Source organism: Streptomyces sp. NBC_01276 (assembly GCF_041435355.1).
GTDB lineage: Bacteria > Actinomycetota > Actinomycetes > Streptomycetales > Streptomycetaceae > Streptomyces.
The window spans coordinates 3,794,673-3,813,508 of the sequence record NZ_CP108442.1 but is presented as its reverse complement, the minus strand read 5'-3'; the positions used below and the strand labels follow the sequence as shown (position 1 = coordinate 3,813,508).

At 70.9% G+C, this 18,836-nt stretch carries 13 protein-coding genes and 1 riboswitch; of the genes, 8 read left to right on the top strand and 5 right to left on the bottom strand.

Translation table 11 applies throughout. The features are described from left to right. Positions 1-72 precede the first annotated feature (72 nt). Positions 73-217, top strand: a riboswitch (TPP riboswitch). Together thiC and OG295_RS16810 are read left to right on the top strand one after the other, a co-directional pair. After that, positions 212-1,999: a phosphomethylpyrimidine synthase ThiC gene (thiC, locus tag OG295_RS16815; RefSeq protein ID WP_266575589.1), complete on the top strand. Its 1,788-nt coding sequence runs from the start codon at positions 212-214 to the stop codon at positions 1,997-1,999. Its footprint overlaps the riboswitch before it by 6 nt. Positions 2,000-2,174: 175 nt before the next feature. Beyond that, positions 2,175-3,224, top strand: a complete 1,050-nt coding sequence (locus OG295_RS16810; protein ID WP_371681214.1) for an aldo/keto reductase — start codon at positions 2,175-2,177, stop codon at positions 3,222-3,224. A 105-nt stretch (positions 3,225-3,329) separates the two neighbouring features. Here OG295_RS16810 and OG295_RS16805 read toward each other — a convergent pair whose 3' ends face one another. The 3 genes from OG295_RS16805 to OG295_RS16795 all read right to left on the bottom strand — a co-directional run bounded on the left by OG295_RS16805 (position 3,330) and on the right by OG295_RS16795 (position 6,878). After that, positions 3,330-4,142 carry a hypothetical protein gene (locus OG295_RS16805; RefSeq protein WP_371677609.1) on the bottom strand — a complete coding sequence of 271 codons (813 nt, stop codon included), beginning with the start codon at positions 4,140-4,142 and terminating at the stop codon, positions 3,330-3,332. A 148-nt stretch (positions 4,143-4,290) separates the two neighbouring features. Beyond that, on the bottom strand, positions 4,291-5,547 hold the full coding sequence (locus OG295_RS16800) for a metallophosphoesterase (protein WP_371681213.1): 1,257 nt from the start codon (positions 5,545-5,547) through the stop codon (positions 4,291-4,293). A 215-nt stretch (positions 5,548-5,762) separates the two neighbouring features. After that, the gene (locus OG295_RS16795) at positions 5,763-6,878 is read right to left on the bottom strand and encodes a LacI family DNA-binding transcriptional regulator (protein ID WP_371677608.1); all 1,116 of its coding nucleotides are present in this window, start codon (positions 6,876-6,878) and stop codon (positions 5,763-5,765) included. Between the two features lie 362 nt (positions 6,879-7,240). Between OG295_RS16795 and hisC the strand changes: the two genes are divergently transcribed. Continuing rightward, a complete protein-coding gene (hisC, locus tag OG295_RS16790) occupies positions 7,241-8,323 on the top strand; it encodes a histidinol-phosphate transaminase (RefSeq protein WP_371677607.1) in 1,083 nt (360 codons plus the stop codon). 42 nt (positions 8,324-8,365) lie between these two features. Here the strand turns inward: hisC and OG295_RS16785 are convergent, their stop codons facing one another. Beyond that, the gene (locus OG295_RS16785; RefSeq protein WP_371677606.1) at positions 8,366-8,734 is read right to left on the bottom strand and encodes a cyclophilin-like fold protein; all 369 of its coding nucleotides are present in this window, start codon (positions 8,732-8,734) and stop codon (positions 8,366-8,368) included. 188 nt (positions 8,735-8,922) lie between these two features. Here OG295_RS16785 and OG295_RS16780 point away from each other — a divergent pair, with 188 nt between their 5' ends. The 4 genes from OG295_RS16780 to OG295_RS16765 all read left to right on the top strand — a co-directional run bounded on the left by OG295_RS16780 (position 8,923) and on the right by OG295_RS16765 (position 16,842). After that, positions 8,923-10,428 (top strand): cytochrome ubiquinol oxidase subunit I, encoded by a 1,506-nt coding sequence (locus OG295_RS16780; RefSeq protein ID WP_371677605.1) that lies wholly within the window; start codon positions 8,923-8,925, stop codon positions 10,426-10,428. An 18-nt stretch (positions 10,429-10,446) separates the two neighbouring features. Next, positions 10,447-11,448 carry a cytochrome d ubiquinol oxidase subunit II gene (gene cydB, locus OG295_RS16775; RefSeq protein WP_371677604.1) on the top strand — a complete coding sequence of 334 codons (1,002 nt, stop codon included), beginning with the start codon at positions 10,447-10,449 and terminating at the stop codon, positions 11,446-11,448. 87 nt (positions 11,449-11,535) lie between these two features. After that, positions 11,536-15,081, top strand: a complete 3,546-nt coding sequence (gene cydD / locus OG295_RS16770; protein ID WP_371677603.1) for a thiol reductant ABC exporter subunit CydD — start codon at positions 11,536-11,538, stop codon at positions 15,079-15,081. 24 nt (positions 15,082-15,105) lie between these two features. Further along, positions 15,106-16,842: a GAF domain-containing sensor histidine kinase gene (locus OG295_RS16765; RefSeq protein ID WP_371677602.1), complete on the top strand. Its 1,737-nt coding sequence runs from the start codon at positions 15,106-15,108 to the stop codon at positions 16,840-16,842. A 48-nt stretch (positions 16,843-16,890) separates the two neighbouring features. On the opposite strand, the gene OG295_RS16760 is transcribed toward OG295_RS16765, so the two are convergent. Then, positions 16,891-17,769 (bottom strand): Cof-type HAD-IIB family hydrolase, encoded by an 879-nt coding sequence (locus OG295_RS16760; RefSeq protein ID WP_371677601.1) that lies wholly within the window; start codon positions 17,767-17,769, stop codon positions 16,891-16,893. Positions 17,770-17,897: 128 nt separating this feature from the next. On the opposite strand from OG295_RS16760, the gene OG295_RS16755 reads away from it, so the two are divergent. Further along, complete coding sequence (locus OG295_RS16755; protein WP_371677600.1) at positions 17,898-18,800, top strand: LLM class flavin-dependent oxidoreductase; 903 nt, start codon at positions 17,898-17,900, stop codon at positions 18,798-18,800. Positions 18,801-18,836: the final 36 nt, after the last annotated feature.

Below are 18,836 nucleotides of genomic sequence, written 5' to 3'. Positions count from 1 at the left end.
CGGCAGATCATCGCAAGAGATGAGGGGGCCCACTGTTCAGCACGCCACAGATGACGCTAGCGTGGGGGCTACTTTGCACAACGCGGGAGCTCGGAGCACCGGGCTGAGAGGGCGCTGATCACCGTACGCGCATGAAAATGCGTACGGGAAGAGGCTGCGTCGACCGCCGAACCTGTTACCGGGTAATGCCGGCGTAGGGAGATCAGGTCTCATGACCATTCAGGACGCACGCACGCCTGCCGTCAGCCAGGACGCCGACGGCCAGACCGAGCGCCAGCCCGGCTGGCACAAGGGATACCTGGCGGGCTCCCGCCCGGACATCCGGGTGCCGGTCCGCCAGGTCCACCTCACCAACGGCAAGGACGTCACGCTCTACGACACGTCCGGTCCGTACACCGACCCGCAGATCGAGACCGACGTGCGCCGGGGCCTGCCGCCCCTGCGCGAAAACTGGATCATCGGCCGCGGCGACACCGAGGAGTACGCGGGACGTCCCGTGCGCCCCGAGGACGACGGCATCAAGCACACCTCGCCGCGCGGCGGACTCAAGAACCTCGACGCAGTCTTCCCGGGTCGGCCCCGCCAGCCCCGCCGCGGCCGTGGCGGCGCCGCCGTCACCCAGCTCGCGTACGCCCGCCGGGGCGAGATCACCCCGGAGATGGAGTACGTCGCGATCCGCGAGAACGTCTCCCCCGAGGTCGTCCGCGAGGAGATCGCCGCAGGTCGCGCGGTGCTTCCGGCCAACGTGAACCACCCGGAGATCGAGCCGATGATCATCGGCAAGCGGTTCCTGGTGAAGGTCAACGCCAACATCGGCAATTCCGCGGTCACCTCCTCCATCGAGGAGGAGGTCGACAAGATGACCTGGGCGACCAAGTGGGGCGCCGACACGGTCATGGACCTCTCGACCGGCCGCAACATCCACACCACGCGCGAGTGGGTCCTGCGCAACTCCCCCGTCCCGATCGGGACCGTGCCGCTCTACCAGGCGCTGGAGAAGGTCGACGGCCGTGCCGAGGACCTGACCTGGGAGATCTACAAGGACACGGTCATCGAGCAGGCCGAGCAGGGCGTCGACTACATGACGGTCCACGCCGGCGTGCTGCTGCCCTACGTGCCCCTGACCGCCCGTCGCAAGACGGGCATCGTCTCGCGCGGTGGCTCGATCATGGCCGCGTGGTGCCTGGCGCACCACAAGGAGAACTTCCTCTACACGAACTTCGAGGAGCTCTGCGAGATCCTCGCAGCCTACGACGTCACCTACTCGCTCGGTGACGGCCTGCGCCCCGGCTCCATCGCGGACGCCAACGACGCGGCGCAGTTCGCCGAGTTGAAGACGCTGGGCGAGCTGAACACGATCGCCAAGCGGCACAACGTGCAGACCATGATCGAGGGCCCGGGCCACGTCCCGATGCACAAGATCAAGGAGAACATCGACCTCCAGCAGGAGATCTGCGAGGAGGCGCCGTTCTACACGCTCGGCCCCCTGACCACGGACGTCGCGCCCGCGTACGACCACATCACCTCGGGCATCGGCGCCGCGATGATCGCCTGGTGGGGCACCGCGATGCTCTGCTACGTCACGCCCAAGGAGCACCTGGGCCTGCCGAACCGGGACGACGTGAAGACCGGCGTGATCACCTACAAGATCGCCGCTCACGCCGCCGACCTGGCCAAGGGCCACCCGGGCGCCCAGGAATGGGACGACGCCCTGTCGGACGCGCGGTTCGAGTTCCGCTGGGAGGACCAGTTCAACCTGGCCCTCGACCCGGACACGGCCCGCGAGTTCCATGACGAGACCCTTCCGGCCGAGCCCGCGAAGACCGCGCACTTCTGCTCCATGTGCGGTCCGAAGTTCTGTTCGATGAAGATCTCTCAGGACATCCGCCGCGAGCACGGCGGTGACCTGAAGGCCGAGGAGATCCAGGCGGGCATGGCGGAGAAGTCCGCCGAGTTCGCCGCCTCCGGCAACCGGGTCTACCTCCCCCTGGCGGACTGACCCGGGGCACCCCGGACACGGACGGACCCGCGACCCATGGGGGGAGTCGCGGGCCCGTCCCGCCCCGGTCCGGCGGGGCCGGGAGCGGGGGTGTCCCGAAAGCCGGCTGCGGTTGACCGGTGGAATGGTCTTGCCCTGGAGTGGGCTCCAGCTCCTAGAGTGCGGCCGCATGACCATGCGATACCGAAACTTGGGCGGGACCGGCATCGAGGTGAGTGCGCACTGCCTCGGAACGATGATGTTCGGGGCAGTGGGGAACCCCGATCACGAGGAGTGCGGCCGGATCATCCATGCCGCGCTCGACCTGGGCGTCAACTTCGTCGACACCGCGGACATGTACTCCGCCGGAGAGTCCGAAGTGATCGTCGGCAAGGCGCTCAAGGGGCGGCGCGACGACGTCGTCCTGGCCACGAAAGTCCACTTCCAGATGGGAGAGGGACGCAATCGCAGCGGCAATTCACGGCGCTGGATCGTCCGGGCCGTGGAGGACAGCCTGCGGAGGCTGGACACCGACTGGATCGACCTCTACCAGGTGCACCGCCCGGACCACACGACCGATGTCGAGGAGACGCTGTCCGTCCTCGGTGACCTCGTCACGGCGGGGAAGATCCGCTCCTTCGGGTGCTCGACCTTTCCGGCTGAGGAACTGGTCGAGGCCCATCACGTCGCCGAGCGGCGGGCGCTGCAGCGCTTCCGGACCGAGCAGCCGCCGTACTCGATCCTGGCGAGGGGGATCGAGGCCGACGTCCTGCCGGTCGCCCGGCGCTACGGGATGGGCGTGCTGACCTGGAGTCCGCTGGCCTCGGGCTTCCTGAGCGGGAAGCAACGGCTCGGCCGGCCCGTCGACCTGACCTCGGGGCGGGCGGCGCTGAATCCTGCGCGCTTCGATCCGGCGATCCCCGTCAACGTCGCCAAGCTGGAGGCCGTGGAACAGCTCGTCGCGCTGGCCGAGGAGATCGGCTGCACCCTGCCGGAGCTGGCGGTCGCCTTCCCCGTCGCGCACCCGGCGGTCACCTCGGTGATCATCGGACCGCGGACCATGGAGCAGATGGAGTCCCTGGTGAAGGGGGCCGGTCTGGTGCTCGACGACGCGGTGCTGGACCGGATCGACGAGATCGTCGCACCGGGCGTGAACCTCTACCACCCGGACGGTGTCTGGCGCGCGCCGGCCCTGACGGACGTCTCTCAGCGGCGACGGACGCTGCACGACCGGGCCGCGGCGTAGCCGGGCGCGTCCGCCATCGGACACCCGTTGCCGGGCGCCGGGTACCCGGCGCCCGGAGCGTGGTTTCACGTGAAACATCAGCCGGTGCGGTTCCCCGGGGCCGGTCTACTCCGGCTCGTGCTCCGGGCCGCCGAAGTCGGGGCTGGTGAAGTCCGGCGGGGTGTAGCCGGGCCGGGGGCCCTGTGAGCGAGGTCCCGGGCTGGTGAAGTCGGGCCGGGTGTATCCCAGGTTGGGGATGCGCCCGGCCCCCGGCGTGCGGGGTACGGGGTAGCCGGTCCCGGCACTGGGGTCGGCGAGCGCGTCGCGCAGGAACGGCATGATGCCCCGCTCCAGCAGAGCGTTGCGCCAGGCCTCGCGGGCCCGGGAGAGCTCGTCGGGTATCGGAACGGCCTCCTCGGCCGCCACCTCCGTCGAGCTGTTGCGTATCGCCGTCACGAGGAGCCCGATCACCGCGAAGAGCAGGGCGGCCACGGTCAGCCCACCGAAGAGCCAGCCTGCCGTCAACATCGTCCTGGCGAAGGCCGGTTCGGGGTCGATCATCTTCAGGCTGTAGCCCACCAGCAGGAAGATCAGCATGGCGGTGCCCGCCAGGACGGGCGCGAGGACGGCGATCACGGCGCTCGCACCGGCCCCGTCCTCCTGGCCGGTGTCGTCCTCGACGCTGCTCACGGAGGCGGTCAGGGCCTCTCCGCGCAGTTCCTCGCGGACCTTGACGTAGTGGTCGTACTCGGCGGCGGCAGCCGCGGTGAGCAGTGCGCTGGCACTCAGCGCCATCGTGCGCAACTGTTCGGCGTTCAGCCGTTCGCCGAGGGTGGCGAGTTCGGGCCGTTCGTCCGCCGTGCGCAGCGCCTCGTCGAGGAGCCGGTCGAACTCGGGTCGGTCTTCGGTCAGCAGGTGCGGAGCGCTGGTCATGTGCATCCCCCTGTGCTCCGTACAAGCCGGTATGCCCGCGTAGACCCGGGCGCCGGCACAAACGGAGGAGAGCCTGCTACGGATAGAGCGATGGTAGAGCGCCCCTGCCACGCGGTGACAGGGGCTTTGCTGAATTACCCCGCTCCGAGAACGCTCAGTCGCGCAGAGGTAGTTGAACGACGAGCAGCTTGCCCTCCATGGTCACGCCGCCGTCCATCGCGATGGCCAGGCCGTCCGCGTACACGTGCGGGCCGTCGACGGCCTCCGGTCCGTGGGACTCGTCGCCGTCCTCGGTGCCCACCTCCCCGAGCAGGTAGGGGATCGGGCTGTGGCCGTGGACGACGCGTCCGCCGCCGTAGGTGCCGAGGAGTTCCCGTACGGCTCCGGGGCCGGTTTCCTCGTCGCGGAAGGCGAAGCGCTTGGTGAACTTCCTGAAGAGGTCCCACGTGATGTCCGCGTCATGGCGGTTGAGCAGCTCGTGGATGGTGTCGTTGACGTCCTCGATGGAGTCGCCGTAGTCGAGGTAGGCGGTGGTGTCGGAGTGCAGCAGCAGGTGTCCGTCCGCCAGGGTGGCCGCGTCGAGCCGGGACATCCACTGCAGGTGCACGTCCTCCAGCCGGTCCATGTCGGTGCGCTGGCCGCCGTTGAGGAGCCAGGCGGCCTGGAAGGTGGCGGTGCCCGCGCCGGACTGGATCGGGGTGTCGCCGAACCGCTTGGCACCGATGAGCAGGAGTTCGTGATTGCCCATCAGGGCCTTGCAGTAGCCGCCGGCGGCGGCGGCCTCGGCGGACAGCCGCATGACGAGGTCGATGACGCCGATGCCGTCGGGGCCGCGGTCGGTGAAGTCGCCGAGGAACCAGAGCCGGGCGTTCCCGGCGGACCAGTGGTGGTCGGCGTCGATCAGGTCCTGGGCCCGCAGTTCCGTGACGAGCTCGTCGAGGTAGCCGTGTACGTCGCCGACGACGTACAGGGGACCGGGACCGGCGGCCGGGGCGTCCTGGGGGACGTAGTGGACCTGGACGGTGTCACCGGGCCCGCCGGAGACGGCGCCTCGCCCGATGACGGGCAGGTCGCGCCGGGTGGGCGTGTAGCCGTCGTCGGCGGCGTCCGCGTCGGGGAACTCCGCGTGGGCGGAGGGCCGCTGGTGCGGGACGGTCTCCGTCTCGGGGTAGGCGACGGGGCCGACCGCCGGGGGCCCCGCGGGCTCCGGCGGGTACCCCGGCCGCTGGTCCGCGGGTGCGCCTTCGGCGTAGTACGCGGGGTACTCGCCGTAGACCGGGCTTTCGCCGGGAAGTACGGCGGACACGGCGTACGGTGCGGGTTCGGAGACCGGCACCCGGAAGTCCCGCAGCGTGTCCGTCCGCATCGCGGGTCCCTGACCGGCCCCCTGAGTCATCGACCCCTCCACCACCGTCGCGCTGCCGTACACCTGCGGACCCTCCTGCCTCCTGGGCGGAGGGTCCGTGATGTCGTGCGCCCATCATAGGAATGCGGCTCGCGCTCTGTGACGCACCAGGGGTGGTGAATCCTGTCCGGAGCCGATCCTTCCTGCTGTTTTCTCCCGATATGGGTGTTGCTGAATCCTCGGCGGGGCCGTCGGCTCCGTCATGGGGGTGGGTGTGGCGGTCAGTCCTGGGCCGGCGAGCGGGGTGGGCTGACGGTGGTCCGGGGTGTCCTGCGCTGCGAGGAGGTGCGGATGATCAGCTCGGTCGGGACGACCTGTTCCACGGGGCGTCCGGTGCCGACCCCCTCGATCGCGTCGATCAGCAGCTGCACGACGGCGGTGCCGATCCGGCGGGGTTTGAGGGAGAGGGTCGTGATGGGCGGTTCGGTGTTGGCGTAGACGGTCGATTCGCTGCAGCACACGAGGAGCAGGTCCTCGGGCACGCGCAGGCCGTAGCGCCGGGCGGCGGCGAGCAGGTCGGTGCCGTTGGGGTCGAACAGCCCGTAGACGGCGTCGGGCCGGTCGGGCCGGGCGAGCAGGCGGTCGGCGGCTACGGCGCCGGCGCACGGGTCGTGGGCGGGGTAGGACTCGTAGACGGGATCCTGGCCGACGCGTTCGCACCAGTTCAGGTAGGCGGTCGTGGAGAGCCGGGTGTAGGTGTCGGTGGTGGTGCCGGTCAGCAGCCCGATGCGGCGGGCGCCGGCGGCGGCGAGGTGGTCGAGCAGGCCCAGGACGGCGGCCTCGTGGTCGTTGTCGACCCAGGCGGTGACGGGGAGGGTGCCTGCCGGGCGGCCGTCGGAGACCACGGGAAGCCCCTGGCGGACCAGCTCGCTGACGACCGGATCGTGGTCGGAGGGGTCGATCACGACGGTTCCGTCGAGGGCCACGTTGGACCAGACGTCGTGTCGTGAGGTGGCGGGGAGGATGACGAGGGCGTAGCCACGGGCCAGCGCGGCGGAGGTGGCGGCCCGTGCCATCTCGGCGAAGTACGCGAATTCGGTGAAGGTGAAAGGTTCATCCCCGTACGTGGTCACGGTCAGGCCGATGAGGCCGGACTTGCCGGTACGGAGGGTTCGGGCCGCCGCGGAGGGGCGGTAGCCCAGCCGGTCGGCGACCTCGCGGACGTGGCGGCGGGTGGCGTCCGGCAGCCGCCCCTTGCCATTGAGCGCGTCGGAGACGGTTGTGATGGAGACGCCCGCCGCGGCGGCCACGTCTCGGATGCCGGCCCGGCCCTGTCGGCCGCCGACGCGCCGGGTGCTCTCGGTCCGGCTCACCTGATGCTTCCCTGCTGCTGTCATGGCGAGCCGATATTAGGGCTCTGAGGGGTGGGCGGTCCGGGTGCATATGCACGCGTTGACAGGCACGTTTCTGCATGATTCGCCACCCTCAATGACCTTGGAATTGAAGGTTTTGGGTGGCTCAAGGTGATGGTGGGGCTTGTCGGCGGGTAGGAGCATGCCAAAACGGAGCCGCTTCCGGCCGCTCTCAACTCACCTGCACGAGGGACGCGCGCCACGGCGCGGGCCACCGGCGCGCGCATATATGCGCGCGCTCCCCCAGTGTTCCTGGCGCCCGCCATTCTCGGATCGGCGGAATCCTCATAAGGTGAGCAGTATTGAGTCGACGGAGAGGTCGGCGGGACGGTCGAGGAGGACCTGCGGTGAGCGAGAAGAGCCCGAAGCTGCGCGCCGAGCTGGACGGCATTCCCACCTACAAGCCCGGCAAGCCCGCGGCCGGGGGCGGGGCCGTCGCGTTCAAGCTGTCCTCGAACGAGAACCCGTACCCGCCCCTGCCGGGGGTGCTGGAGAGCGCGGTCGCCGCCGCGGGCCGGTTCAACCGCTACCCCGACATGGCGTGCACCGGTCTGGTGAACGAGCTGGCGGAGCGCTTCGGGGTGCCGGTCGAGCACATCGCCACGGGCACCGGCTCCGTGGGCGTGGCCCAGTCGCTGATCCAGTCGACGGCCGGCCCGGGCGACGAGGTCATCTACGCCTGGCGGTCCTTCGAGGCGTACCCGATCATCACGCAGATCTCGGGCGCGACGTCCGTACAGGTCCCGCTGACCGACGGCGATGTGCACGACCTGGACGCGATGGCCGCGGCGATCACCGACCGGACCCGGCTTATTTTCGTCTGCAACCCCAACAACCCCACCGGTACCGCGGTGCGCCGTGCCGAGCTGGAGCGGTTCCTGGACCGGGTTCCCTCGGACATCCTGGTGGTGCTGGACGAGGCGTACCGCGAGTTCGTGCGCGACACCGATGTTCCGGACGGCATCGAGCTCTACCGCGACCGCCCCAATGTCGCCGTACTGCGCACGTTCTCCAAGGCGTACGGCCTCGCCGGCCTGCGCGTCGGCTTCGCGGTGGCGCACGAGCCGGTGGCCGCCGCGCTGCGCAAGACCGCGGTGCCCTTCGGCGTGAGCCAGCTCGCGCAGGACGCGGCCGTGGCCTCGCTGCGGGCGGAGGACGAGCTGATGGGCCGGGTCGGTTCGCTGGTGGGCGAGCGGGCGCGGGTTCACGCCACGCTGCTGGCCCAGGGCTGGACGGTCGTCCCGGACACGCAGGCCAACTTCGTGTGGATGCGGCTGGGTGAGCGGACGGCCGAGTTCGCGGCGGCCTGCGAGAAGGCCGGTGTGGTGGTCCGGCCCTTCGCGGGCGAGGGCCTGCGGGTCACGATCGGTGAGACCGAGGCGAACGACCTCTTCCTGCACACGGCGGCGGCGTTCTTCAAGGAGCTGTAGGGAACGGCGGGAGTGGTGGGGGACCGCGGGGAGCCGGGGTCCTCAGACCAGTTCCACGCGGACGGGGTCGCCCTCGCGGACGGTGGCCAGGAGGCGGGGGTCGCCGTCGAACGAGCCGAGCACGTTGCAGGGGCTCGCCAGGCGGCTCTCGCCTCCGCGCGATATGGGCGTGGGGCCGTAGGGGAGCGCGAGTGCGTCGCCCTCGGTCCAGAACGCGACCGTGCCGGGCTCGACGACCTGCCGGGCGTCGTCCTCCAGGGCCACGGAGACCCCGGTGTCGAAGTAGACCTCTTCGCCCCAGATGTTCGCGGAGGCGGAGATCGGGAGGGCCGAGGCCAGCGCCTTGCTGGTCGGGGTGTCGTCGAGGGTGGCGATGAGCAGGCCCGCAGGCCATGAGATCCGAATCTGCATGGCCACATTCAACAATCTGTTGAATTTTCTGGCTAGGGGGACCCCGGCTGAAAGCCGTCGAAACAGGTGCGCCATAATGCTTGTGAATGTGAACGCGTTCACAAGCGTGTCCTGCTTCCTCCTGTTATGGGGGAATCCGCCAGGCAGACTGCCCGCTGTGACCACGGCGACGACAAGGAGAAGACGACGTGGACCTAGCTTTGGCGCCTGAGACATTGGCGCGCTGGCAGTTCGGCATCACCACCGTCTACCACTTCCTCTTCGTTCCGCTCACGATCTCGCTGGCTGCGCTGACCGCCGGCCTGCAGACCGCCTGGGTGCGCACGGAGAAGGAGAAGTACCTCAGGGCCACGAAGTTCTGGGGCAAGCTTTTCTTGATCAATATCGCGATGGGTGTCGTCACCGGCATCGTCCAGGAGTTCCAGTTCGGGATGAACTGGTCCGACTACTCGCGATTCGTCGGCGACATCTTCGGCGCGCCGCTGGCCTTCGAGGCGCTGATCGCCTTCTTCTTCGAGTCGACCTTCATCGGCTTGTGGATCTTCGGCTGGGACAAGCTGCCGAAGAAGATCCACCTGGCCTGCATCTGGATGGTCTCCATCGGCACGGTCCTGTCCGCCTACTTCATCCTGGCGGCCAATTCCTGGATGCAGCACCCGGTCGGGTACCGCATCAACGAGGAGCGGGGCCGGGCGGAGCTCACGGACTTCTGGCAGGTCCTCACGCAGAACACCGCGCTCACCCAGTTCTTCCACACCATCACGGCCGCCTTCCTGGTCGGTGGCGCGTTCATGGTCGGCATCGCGGCTTTCCACCTCGCGCGCAAGAAGCACATCCCCGTGATGCGCAGCTCGCTGCGGCTCGGTCTGGTCGTCATGATCATCGCGGGTCTCGGCACCGCCATCAGCGGTGACCTGCTCGGCAAGGTCATGTTCAAGCAGCAGCCCATGAAGATGGCCGCGGCCGAGGCCCTCTGGGACGGCGAGGCGCCCGCCCCCTTCTCCGTCTTCGCCTACGGCGACGTCGAGAAGGGCCACAACAAGGTGGCCATCGAAATCCCGGGTCTGCTGTCCTTCCTCGCCAACGACGACTTCACCTCCTTCGTCCCCGGCATCAACGACATCAACAAGGCCGAGCAGGAGAAGTACGGCCCCGGCGACTACCGGCCCAACATCCCCGTCGCCTACTGGTCCTTCCGCTGGATGATCGGCTTCGGCATGGCCTCCCTCGGGATCGGCATGCTGGGGCTGTGGCTGACCCGCAAGCGCTTCCTGCTGCCGCAGGCCCTGCGCACCGGTGAGGACGAGGTCCCCCATCTCGTCCTCTTCAAGAAGGCGCTCAGCCCCCGGTGGGCACGGATGTACTGGCTCGTCGCGCTCTGGACCATGTGCTTCCCGCTCATCGCCAACTCCTGGGGATGGATCTTCACCGAGATGGGCCGCCAGCCGTGGGTGGTCTACGGCGTCCTGCGCACGCGGGACGCGGTCTCGCCGGGCGTTTCCCAGGGCGAGGTGCTCACTTCGATGATCGGCTTCACCCTGCTCTACGCCGTGCTCGCGGTGATCGAGGTCAGGCTGCTCGTGAAGTACGTCAAGGCCGGTCCCCCGGAACTCACCGAGGACGACCTCAACCCGCCCACCAGGATCGGCGGGGACGACAAGAACCCCGACCGGCCGATGGCCTTCTCGTACTGAGGCTGAGGAGACCACACCATGGAACTTCACGACGTCTGGTTCGTACTGATCGCCGTCCTGTGGACCGGCTACTTCTTCCTGGAGGGCTTCGACTTCGGAATCGGAGTCCTGACCAAACTGCTCGCCCGCGACCGCAAGGAGCGGCGGGTCCTGATCAACACGATCGGACCCGTCTGGGACGGCAACGAGGTCTGGCTGCTCACGGCGGCCGGCGCCACCTTCGCCGCCTTCCCGGAGTGGTACGCCACCCTCTTCTCCGGCTTCTACCTGCCCATGTTGCTCATCCTGATCTGCCTCATCGTCCGGGGCGTCTCCTTCGAGTACCGCCACAAGCGGCCCGAGGAAAGGTGGCAGACCAACTGGGAACACGCGATCTTCTGGACCTCGTTGATCCTGGCGTTCCTGTGGGGCGTGATCTTCGCCAACATGGTTCGCGGAGTGAAGATCGACCAGGACATGGAGTACGTCGGCAGCCTCTTCGACCTGTTCAACGTCTACTCGATCCTCGGCGGCCTGGTCACCCTCGCCCTCTTCACCTTCCACGGGGCGGTCTTCGCCTCGCTGAAGACGCTCGGGGACATCCGGGAGCGCTCGCGCGCACTGGCGACCCGGCTGGGCGTGGTGGCGGCGGTGCTGGCCCTCGCCTTCCTGATCTGGACCCAGGTCTCGCGTGGTGACGGCTGGAGCCTGATCGCCATGGCCGTCGCCGTGGTGGCGCTGGTCGCGGCCCTCGGCTGCAACCTGGCCGGCCGGGAGGGCTGGTCGTTCGCCTTCTCGGGGATCACCATCGCGGCGGCCGTCGCGATGCTCTTCCTGACGCTGTTCCCGAACGTCATGCCGTCCTCGCTGAACGATGCCTGGAACCTCACGGTCACCAACGCCTCGGCCACCCCGTACACGCTGAAGATCATGACCTGGCTCGCGGGCGTCGCCACCCCGCTCGTCATGCTCTACCAGGGCTGGACCTACTGGGTGTTCCGCAAGCGCATCGGTACGCAGCACATCGCCGACGCGCACTGACCCCGCGCCCGGTCCCCGGGTCGCCCGTATCCGACGGACGGCCCGGGGCACCGGTTCATGCCTGACCCTGCCGAGGGGATGTTTCACGTGAAACCGATCGACCCGCGCCTGCTGCGGTACGCCCGCTCCACCCGCCTCTTCCTCGGGGCGGTGGTCGTCCTGGGGCTCGCCGGGGCCGGGCTGGTGGTCGGTCAGGCCATGCTCATCGCCGAGATCGTGGTCGGTGCCTTCGAGGAGGGGCTCGACGGCGGGGGGCTGCGGACGCCCCTGCTGCTGCTCGCGGCGGTGGCGCTGGGGCGCGGGCTGGTCGCCTGGCTCACGGAGCTCGCCGCGCACCGGGCCAGTGCGGCGGTCAAGTCGGAGCTGCGGGGCCGGCTGCTGGAACGGGCCGCGGACCTCGGGCCGGGACGGCTCGACGGTCACCGCACGGGATCGCTGGTGGCGCTGGCCACCCGGGGCGTGGACGCGCTCGACGACTACTTCTCCCGCTACCTGCCCCAACTGGGGCTCGCGGTGGTGGTCCCGGTGGCCGTCCTCGCCCGGATCGTCACCGAGGACTGGGTGTCGGCGGCCATCATCGTGGTCACCCTGCCGCTGATCCCGCTGTTCATGATTTTGATCGGTATGGCCACCCAGAACCGGATGGACCGCCAGTGGCGGCTGCTGTCCCGGCTCTCGGGGCACTTCCTGGACGTCGTGTCTGGCCTCCCGACGCTCAAGGTCTTCGGCCGGGCCAAGGCGCAGGCCGAGTCGATCCGCTCGATCACCGACGACTACCGCCGGGCCACGATGCGCACGCTGCGCATCGCCTTCCTCTCCTCGTTCGCGCTGGAGCTGCTCGCCACCCTTTCGGTCGCACTGGTCGCGGTCACCATCGGCATGCGGCTCGTGCACGGGGGTCTCGACCTGTACACCGGCCTGGTGATCCTGATCCTGGCTCCGGAGGCCTACCTGCCGCTACGGCAGGTAGGGGCGCAGTACCACGCGGCCGCCGAGGGTCTGGCCGCCGCGGAGCAGATCTTCGAGGTGCTGGAGACCCCCGCCCCCGCGCCGGGCGGCGGGGCGCCGGTGCCCGCCGACGGGCTGCGGATCGAGTTCGACTCGGTCGAGGTCCGCTACGAGGGGCGGAGCGCGAGCTCGCCCGGACCGGTGTCGTTCGCCGTCGCGCCGGGCGAATGCGTGGCCCTCACCGGGCCCAGCGGGGCGGGCAAGTCCACCCTGCTCCACGTGCTGCTGGGCTTCGTGACGCCGACCGGCGGGCGGGTCCGGATCGGGGACGCGGACCTGGGCGCGCTCTCCCTTGAGCAGTGGCGGGAGCGGGTGGCCTGGGTGCCGCAGCGCCCGCACCTGTTCGCGGGGACGATCGCCGAGAACGTACGGCTGGCTCGCCCCGGGGCTCCCGACGAGGCCGTGGAGGCCGCGTTGCGCGACGCCGGGGCCTGGGAGTTCGTGTCGGCCCTGCCGGGCGGGGCGCGGACTCCGCTCGGTGAGGGCGGGGTGGGCCTGTCCGCCGGCCAGCGCCAGCGACTGGCCCTGGCCCGGGCGTTCCTCGCGGACCGGCCGGTGCTGCTGCTGGACGAGCCGACGGCCGCCCTGGATGGTGGGACCGAGGCCGCCGTGGTGGAGGCCGTACGCCGTCTCGCGGTCGGGCGGACCGTGCTGCTGGTGGTGCACCGGCCGGCGCTGCTGGCCGTGGCCGACCGGGTGGTGCGGGTGGGCGAGGGGGCTCCGGTCCTGCCCGCGGACCGGGTCCCGGCGGTGGTGAGCGCCCCGCGAGGTCCGGCGGTGGCCGATCCCGGGCAGTGGATCCTGGGTGCGGCGTCCGAGGGGGACGTGGTCGCCGGGGGCGGCGACACCGGGAGCGGTGACCCGCTGCGCCGGGTGCGGGCGGTGGCGTCGGCGTGGCAGGGCCGCTTCCGGCGCGGGCTGCTGCTGGGGGCGCTGGCCGTCGGCTGCAGCGTCGGCCTGATGGCCGTGTCCGGATGGCTGATCTCCCGGGCCTCGCAGCAGCCGCCGGTGATGTACCTGATGGTGGCCGTCACGGCGACGCGTGCCTTCGGTATCGGGCGGGCCGTCTTCCGCTACGCCGAGCGGCTCGTGTCGCACGACGCCGTGCTGCGGATGCTCGCGGATCTGCGGGTCGCGGTGTACCGCCGCCTGGAGCGGATCGCGCCCGCCGGACTGCGGGAGCAGCGGCGCGGGGACCTGCTGTCACGGCTGGTCGCGGACGCCGACGCCCTCCAGGACTACTGGCTGCGCTGGCTGCTGCCGGTCGGCACCGCGGTACTGGTCGGCACCGGGTCGGTGGCGTTCACCGCCTGGCTGCTGCCCGAGGCCGGGGCCGTGCTCGCGGTGGGGCTGCTCCTGGCCGGCGTCGTGGTGCCACTGGTCAGCGGGGCCTGCTCGCGGGCCGCGGAGCGGCGACTGGCACCCGCGCGGGGCGAGCTCGCCACCCGGGTGGCCGACCTGCTGACCGGGACCGCCGAGCTCACCGTCGCCGGAGCCCTGGCCGACCGGAAGGGCCGGGCGCGGGAGAGCGACGGCGTGTTGACCCGGATCGCCTCGCGCGGGGCCGCCGCCACCGGACTCGGCAGCGGGCTGTCGGCGCTGGTGTGCGGGCTCACCGTGGTGTGCGCGGCGCTCGCGGGTGCGGGGGCCGTCGCCTCCGGACGGCTGTCCGGAGTGGCCATGGCGGTGGTGGTGCTCACCCCGCTCGCCGCCTTCGAGGCGGTCAGCGGGCTGCCGCTGGCGGTCCAGTACCGCCAGCGGGTGCGCCGTAGCGCGGAGCGGGTCTACGAGGTCATCGACGCGCCCGTGCCGGTCACCGAGCCCGCGGAGCCGGCCGAGCCCGCGGCCTCGCCCTTCCCGCTGCGGCTGACCGGACTGGCCGCCCGCCACCCGGGCCAGGAGCGGGACGCGCTGCACGGGCTGGACCTGACCCTGGAAGCGGGGCGGCGCATCGCGGTGGTCGGGCCATCGGGCTCGGGCAAGACCACCCTCGCCCAGGTCCTGCTGCGGTTCCTGGACCAGCGCGAAGGCGGGTACACCCTGGGCGGTGTCGACGCGCGCACCCTGGACGGCGACGACGTACGCCGCTTCGTGGGCCTGTGCGCCCAGGACGCGCACCTCTTCGACAGCTCGGTCCGCGAGAACCTGCGCCTGGCCCAGACCGGGGCGAGCGAGGAGGAACTGCGCGAGGCCCTCGCCGCGGCCCGGCTGCTGGAATGGGCGGACGGCCTGCCGGACGGGCTGGACACCCTGGTCGGCGAGCACGGGGAGCGGATCTCCGGGGGCCAGCGCCAACGGCTCGCACTGGCGCGGGCGCTGCTCGCGGACTTCCCGGTGCTGGTGCTGGACGAGCCGGCCGAACATCTGGACCTGGCGACCGCGGACGCCCTGACGTCGGATCTGCTGGCGGCGACCGAGGGCCGGACCACCGTGCTGATCACGCACCGGCTGGCCGGGCTGGAGGCGGTGGACGAGGTGCTCGTCCTCGACCGGGGCACGGTCGTCCAGCGGGGTGCCTACGCCGAGCTGGCGGCGGTCGAGGGTCCGCTGCGCGAGCTCCTGGAACGGGAACGGGAGGCGGACGGGGCGCTGGCCGAGTTTCACCTTGCTGACTTTCCCTCCTAAACGGGACTAACTAGTCTCAAGGGCATGTCAGCGCAGGAGTCTCAGGAACCACCGGACCCAACACGGGGAACTCCGGACCCGTTGGAGGCCGCCACCCGGGCCACCCGGAGTCTGCAGGGGCTGTCCACCGAGCTGACCGCCCGGGTCCCCCAACTCCTGGAAGCCATGCGCTCGGTCGGTACCGGGCTCGAACTGCACTCCACGCTCGACCGGATCTGTGAGACGGCCGCCGAGCTCGCCGACGCCCGCTACGCGGCGATCGGCGTCGTGGACGTCGAGGGCCGCGGTCTTTCGGACTTCGTCACCTACGGCGTCAGCGCCGAGCTGGCGCGGAAGATCGGGAACCGTCCGGACGGGCGGCGGGGGCTGCTCGGTGCGCTGATCTCCCATCCGGACACGGTGCACCTTGCCGATCTGGCGAAGGATCCGAGGTCGGCCGGGTTCCCCGCGCACCACCCGCCCATGAAGACCTTCCTCGGGGTGCCCATCCGGGTCCAGGGCGAGATCTTCGGCAACCTCTACCTCGCCGAGAAGAACGGCGGCGGCGAGTTCAACGACTACGACGTCCACATGGTCCGCGTGCTGGCCACCGAGGCGGGCATCGCCATCGGCAACGCCAGGCTGTACGAGGCCGCCACCCAGCGCGAGCGGTGGATCGACGGGTCGGTGGCCGTTACCACGGCCCTGCTGTCGGGCGGGGACGCGGACGACGCCCTCGCGGTGGTCGCCGAACAGGCCCGCCGACTGGCCGACTCCGCCGCGGGGATCGTGATGCTGCCCACGGAGGAGGGCGGGATGGAGATCGTGGCCGTCTCCGCCGAGAACCCGGCCACCTCGCTCGGCGTGGTCATCCCGGCGGAGAGCCCGGTGGTGGACAGGCTGCTGCGCGGTGAGCCCGTGTTCGTGGAGGACGCCGCCGGCGACCCGCGCATGATCAGCCGGCTCACCAGCCAGTACGGGCCCTGCATGATGCTCCCCCTGCACAGCGGTGGCCGGGTCCTGGGCGCCCTGGTCACCCCCAGGGCCCGCGGCGAGAGGCCGTTCACCGAGGCCGAACGGACCCTGGCCACGCAGTTCGCCTCGCAGGCCGCGCTCGCGCTGATGATGGCCGAGGCACAGCGCGACCGGGAGCGGCTCGCGGTGTTCGAGGACCGCGACCGGATCGCCCGCGACCTGCACGATCTGGTCATCCAGCGGCTGTTCGCCACGGGGATGATGCTGGAGGGAGCCCAGCGGCGGTCCATCGTTCCGGAGGTCCGTGACGGGGTGGGCAAGGCCGTGGACGAGCTGGACGTGACGATCCAGGAGATCCGGACCGCGATCTTCGCGCTCCAGCAGGGCCCGGCGGAGGCCCCCTCGGGGCTGCGCACCCGGGTGCTGAGGGAGATCAACATGGCCGCCGTGCCGCTGGGCTTCAAGCCCGCGCACCGCTTCCTGGGCCCGATCGACGCGGTCGTCGGCGAGCTGGTCGGCAAGAACCTGATCGCGGCCCTGCGCGAGGCCCTGTCGAACGCCTTCCGGCACGCGGAGGCCTCCCACATCGAGGTGGTGCTCGATTCCACGGTCACCCTGGACGACGGCCGGCCCGGAGTGCGGCTGGAGGTCGCGGACGACGGGGTGGGCATCGCGGAGGGCGGCCGCCGCAGTGGCCTGCGCAACCTGCGCCGCAGGGCCGAGTCGCTGGGGGGCACCAGCTTCTACGGGCCCGGCATCGCCGAGGACGGCGGCGGGACGACCCTGGTGTGGGAGGCCCCGCTCTAGGCCCTGCCGTCGAAGTCGCGCCCGGCCCGCGACTCCAGCCCTACCCGGTCACCCCGCGGAGCGTTCGGCGAGGATGCGCTCGATGACGACGGCGACCCCGTCCTCGTTGTTGGCGACCGTACGGCCCGACGCGGCCGCGATCACGTCCGGGTGGGCGTTGCCCATCGCGTACGAGGTGCCCGCCCAGCGGAGCATCTCCACGTCGTTCGGCATGTCCCCGAACGCGACCACCTCGGCGGGCGAGATACCGCGCTCGGCGCAGCACCGGGCCAGGGTGCTGGCCTTGGACACGCCGAGACCGCTGATCTCCAGCAGGGCGGTCGGGCTGGAGCGGGTGATCGAGGCGTAGGCGCCGGCGGCCGAGCGGGCCAGGGCGAGGAACTCGTCCGGTGCCAGTTCGGCGTGGTGGGCGAGCAGCTTCAGCACGGGCGCCGCCGTGTCCTCGGGCTCCTCGTGCAGCAGCTTCTCGGCAGTGGCGACCGTGGCGCCCGGGCTCTCGAAGAACGGCGGATAGGCCGGCTCGTAGTTGATGCCGGTGGTCCGCTCGACCGCGAAGGAGGTACCGGGGGCGGCCTTCCGCAGGCTTTGTACGACCGTCAGTGCGGTGGCCCGGGGCAGCTCCCTGACCTGCACGAACTCCCGGTCGGCGTGGAGGTCGACGACGGCCGCGCCGTTGGCGCAGATCGCCAGGCCGTGGCCCTGGACGTGATCGCTGACCACGTCCATCCAGCGGGCCGGGCGGCCGGTGACGAAGAAGACCTCGATCCCGGCCTCCTCGGCGGCGGCGAGCGCGGCGACGGTGCGGTGCGAGACGGATTTGTCGTCGCGCAGCAGGGTTCCGTCGAGGTCGGTGGCGATGAGCCGGGTCACGGGGGTTGGCCCGTCCGGGCGCTGGGGAGCCGAGGTCACCGCTCCATCTTCGCCCATGGTCCCGGGCGCCCAGGCCAGACGGTGGGCAGATGTTTCACGTGAAACACGGCGGCGGGGGCCTGGAGTGGCGGGGCGCGTGGTGCGGAATGTGCGGTTGGTGCGGAGGCGCCCGTAGGCTCGAACGCATGAGTCTGCGTCTGAGCACTGTCATCCTCCCGGTCCGTCCTTGGCACGAGGGCGGGCGTGACCAGTGGGAGCGGGCCGAGCGGCTCGGGTTCCACACCGCCTACACCTACGACCACCTGACCTGGCGGACCTTCCGCGACGGCCCCTGGTACGCGGCCGTGCCCACCCTGACCGCTGCCGCCGCCGTCACCGACCGGCTCCGGCTGGGCACGCTGGTGACCTCGCCGAACTTCCGGCACCCGGTGACCCTGGCCAAGGACCTGATGACGCTGGACGACGTCTCCGGCGGGCGCATCACCCTCGGCATCGGCGCGGGCGGCAACGGCTTCGACGCGTTGGCGCTGGGCCAGGAGGAGTGGAGCCCGCGCGAGCGGGCGGACCGCTTCGCCGAATTCGTGCCGCTGCTCGACCGGCTGCTGACCGAGAGCGCCCTGACCCACCACGGCACCTTCTACTCGGCCGTGGAGGCCCGCAGCATCCCCGGCTGCGTGCAGCGCCCGAGGCTGCCGTTCGCGGTGGCCGCGACCGGCCCGCGCGGGGTGAAGCTCGCCGCGAGCCACGGTCAGGCCTGGGTGACGGCCGGTGACCCGAAGGTCTTCGAGGGGACGCCCGAGCAGTCGCTGGAGGCCCTGCGCGGCCAGGTCGGCAAGCTGGAGAAGGCCCTGGCGGAGATCGGGCGCGAGTCCGACACCATCGAGAAGGTCCTGCTGACCGGCTTCACGCCGGAGCGCGGCACCATGCTGGAGTCGGTGGACGCGTTCGTCGACTTCGCGGGCCGTCACCGCGAGCTGGGCTTCACCGAGATCGTCATCCACGCCCCGATCCCGGACTCCGACTTCGCGGCCGACGAGGCCGTCTTCGAGCGGATCGCCACCGAGGCGCTCGCCCAGCTCGAAGCCTGACGAGAGCCGGTGGCCCGGCCGGTACCCGCCGCGTGG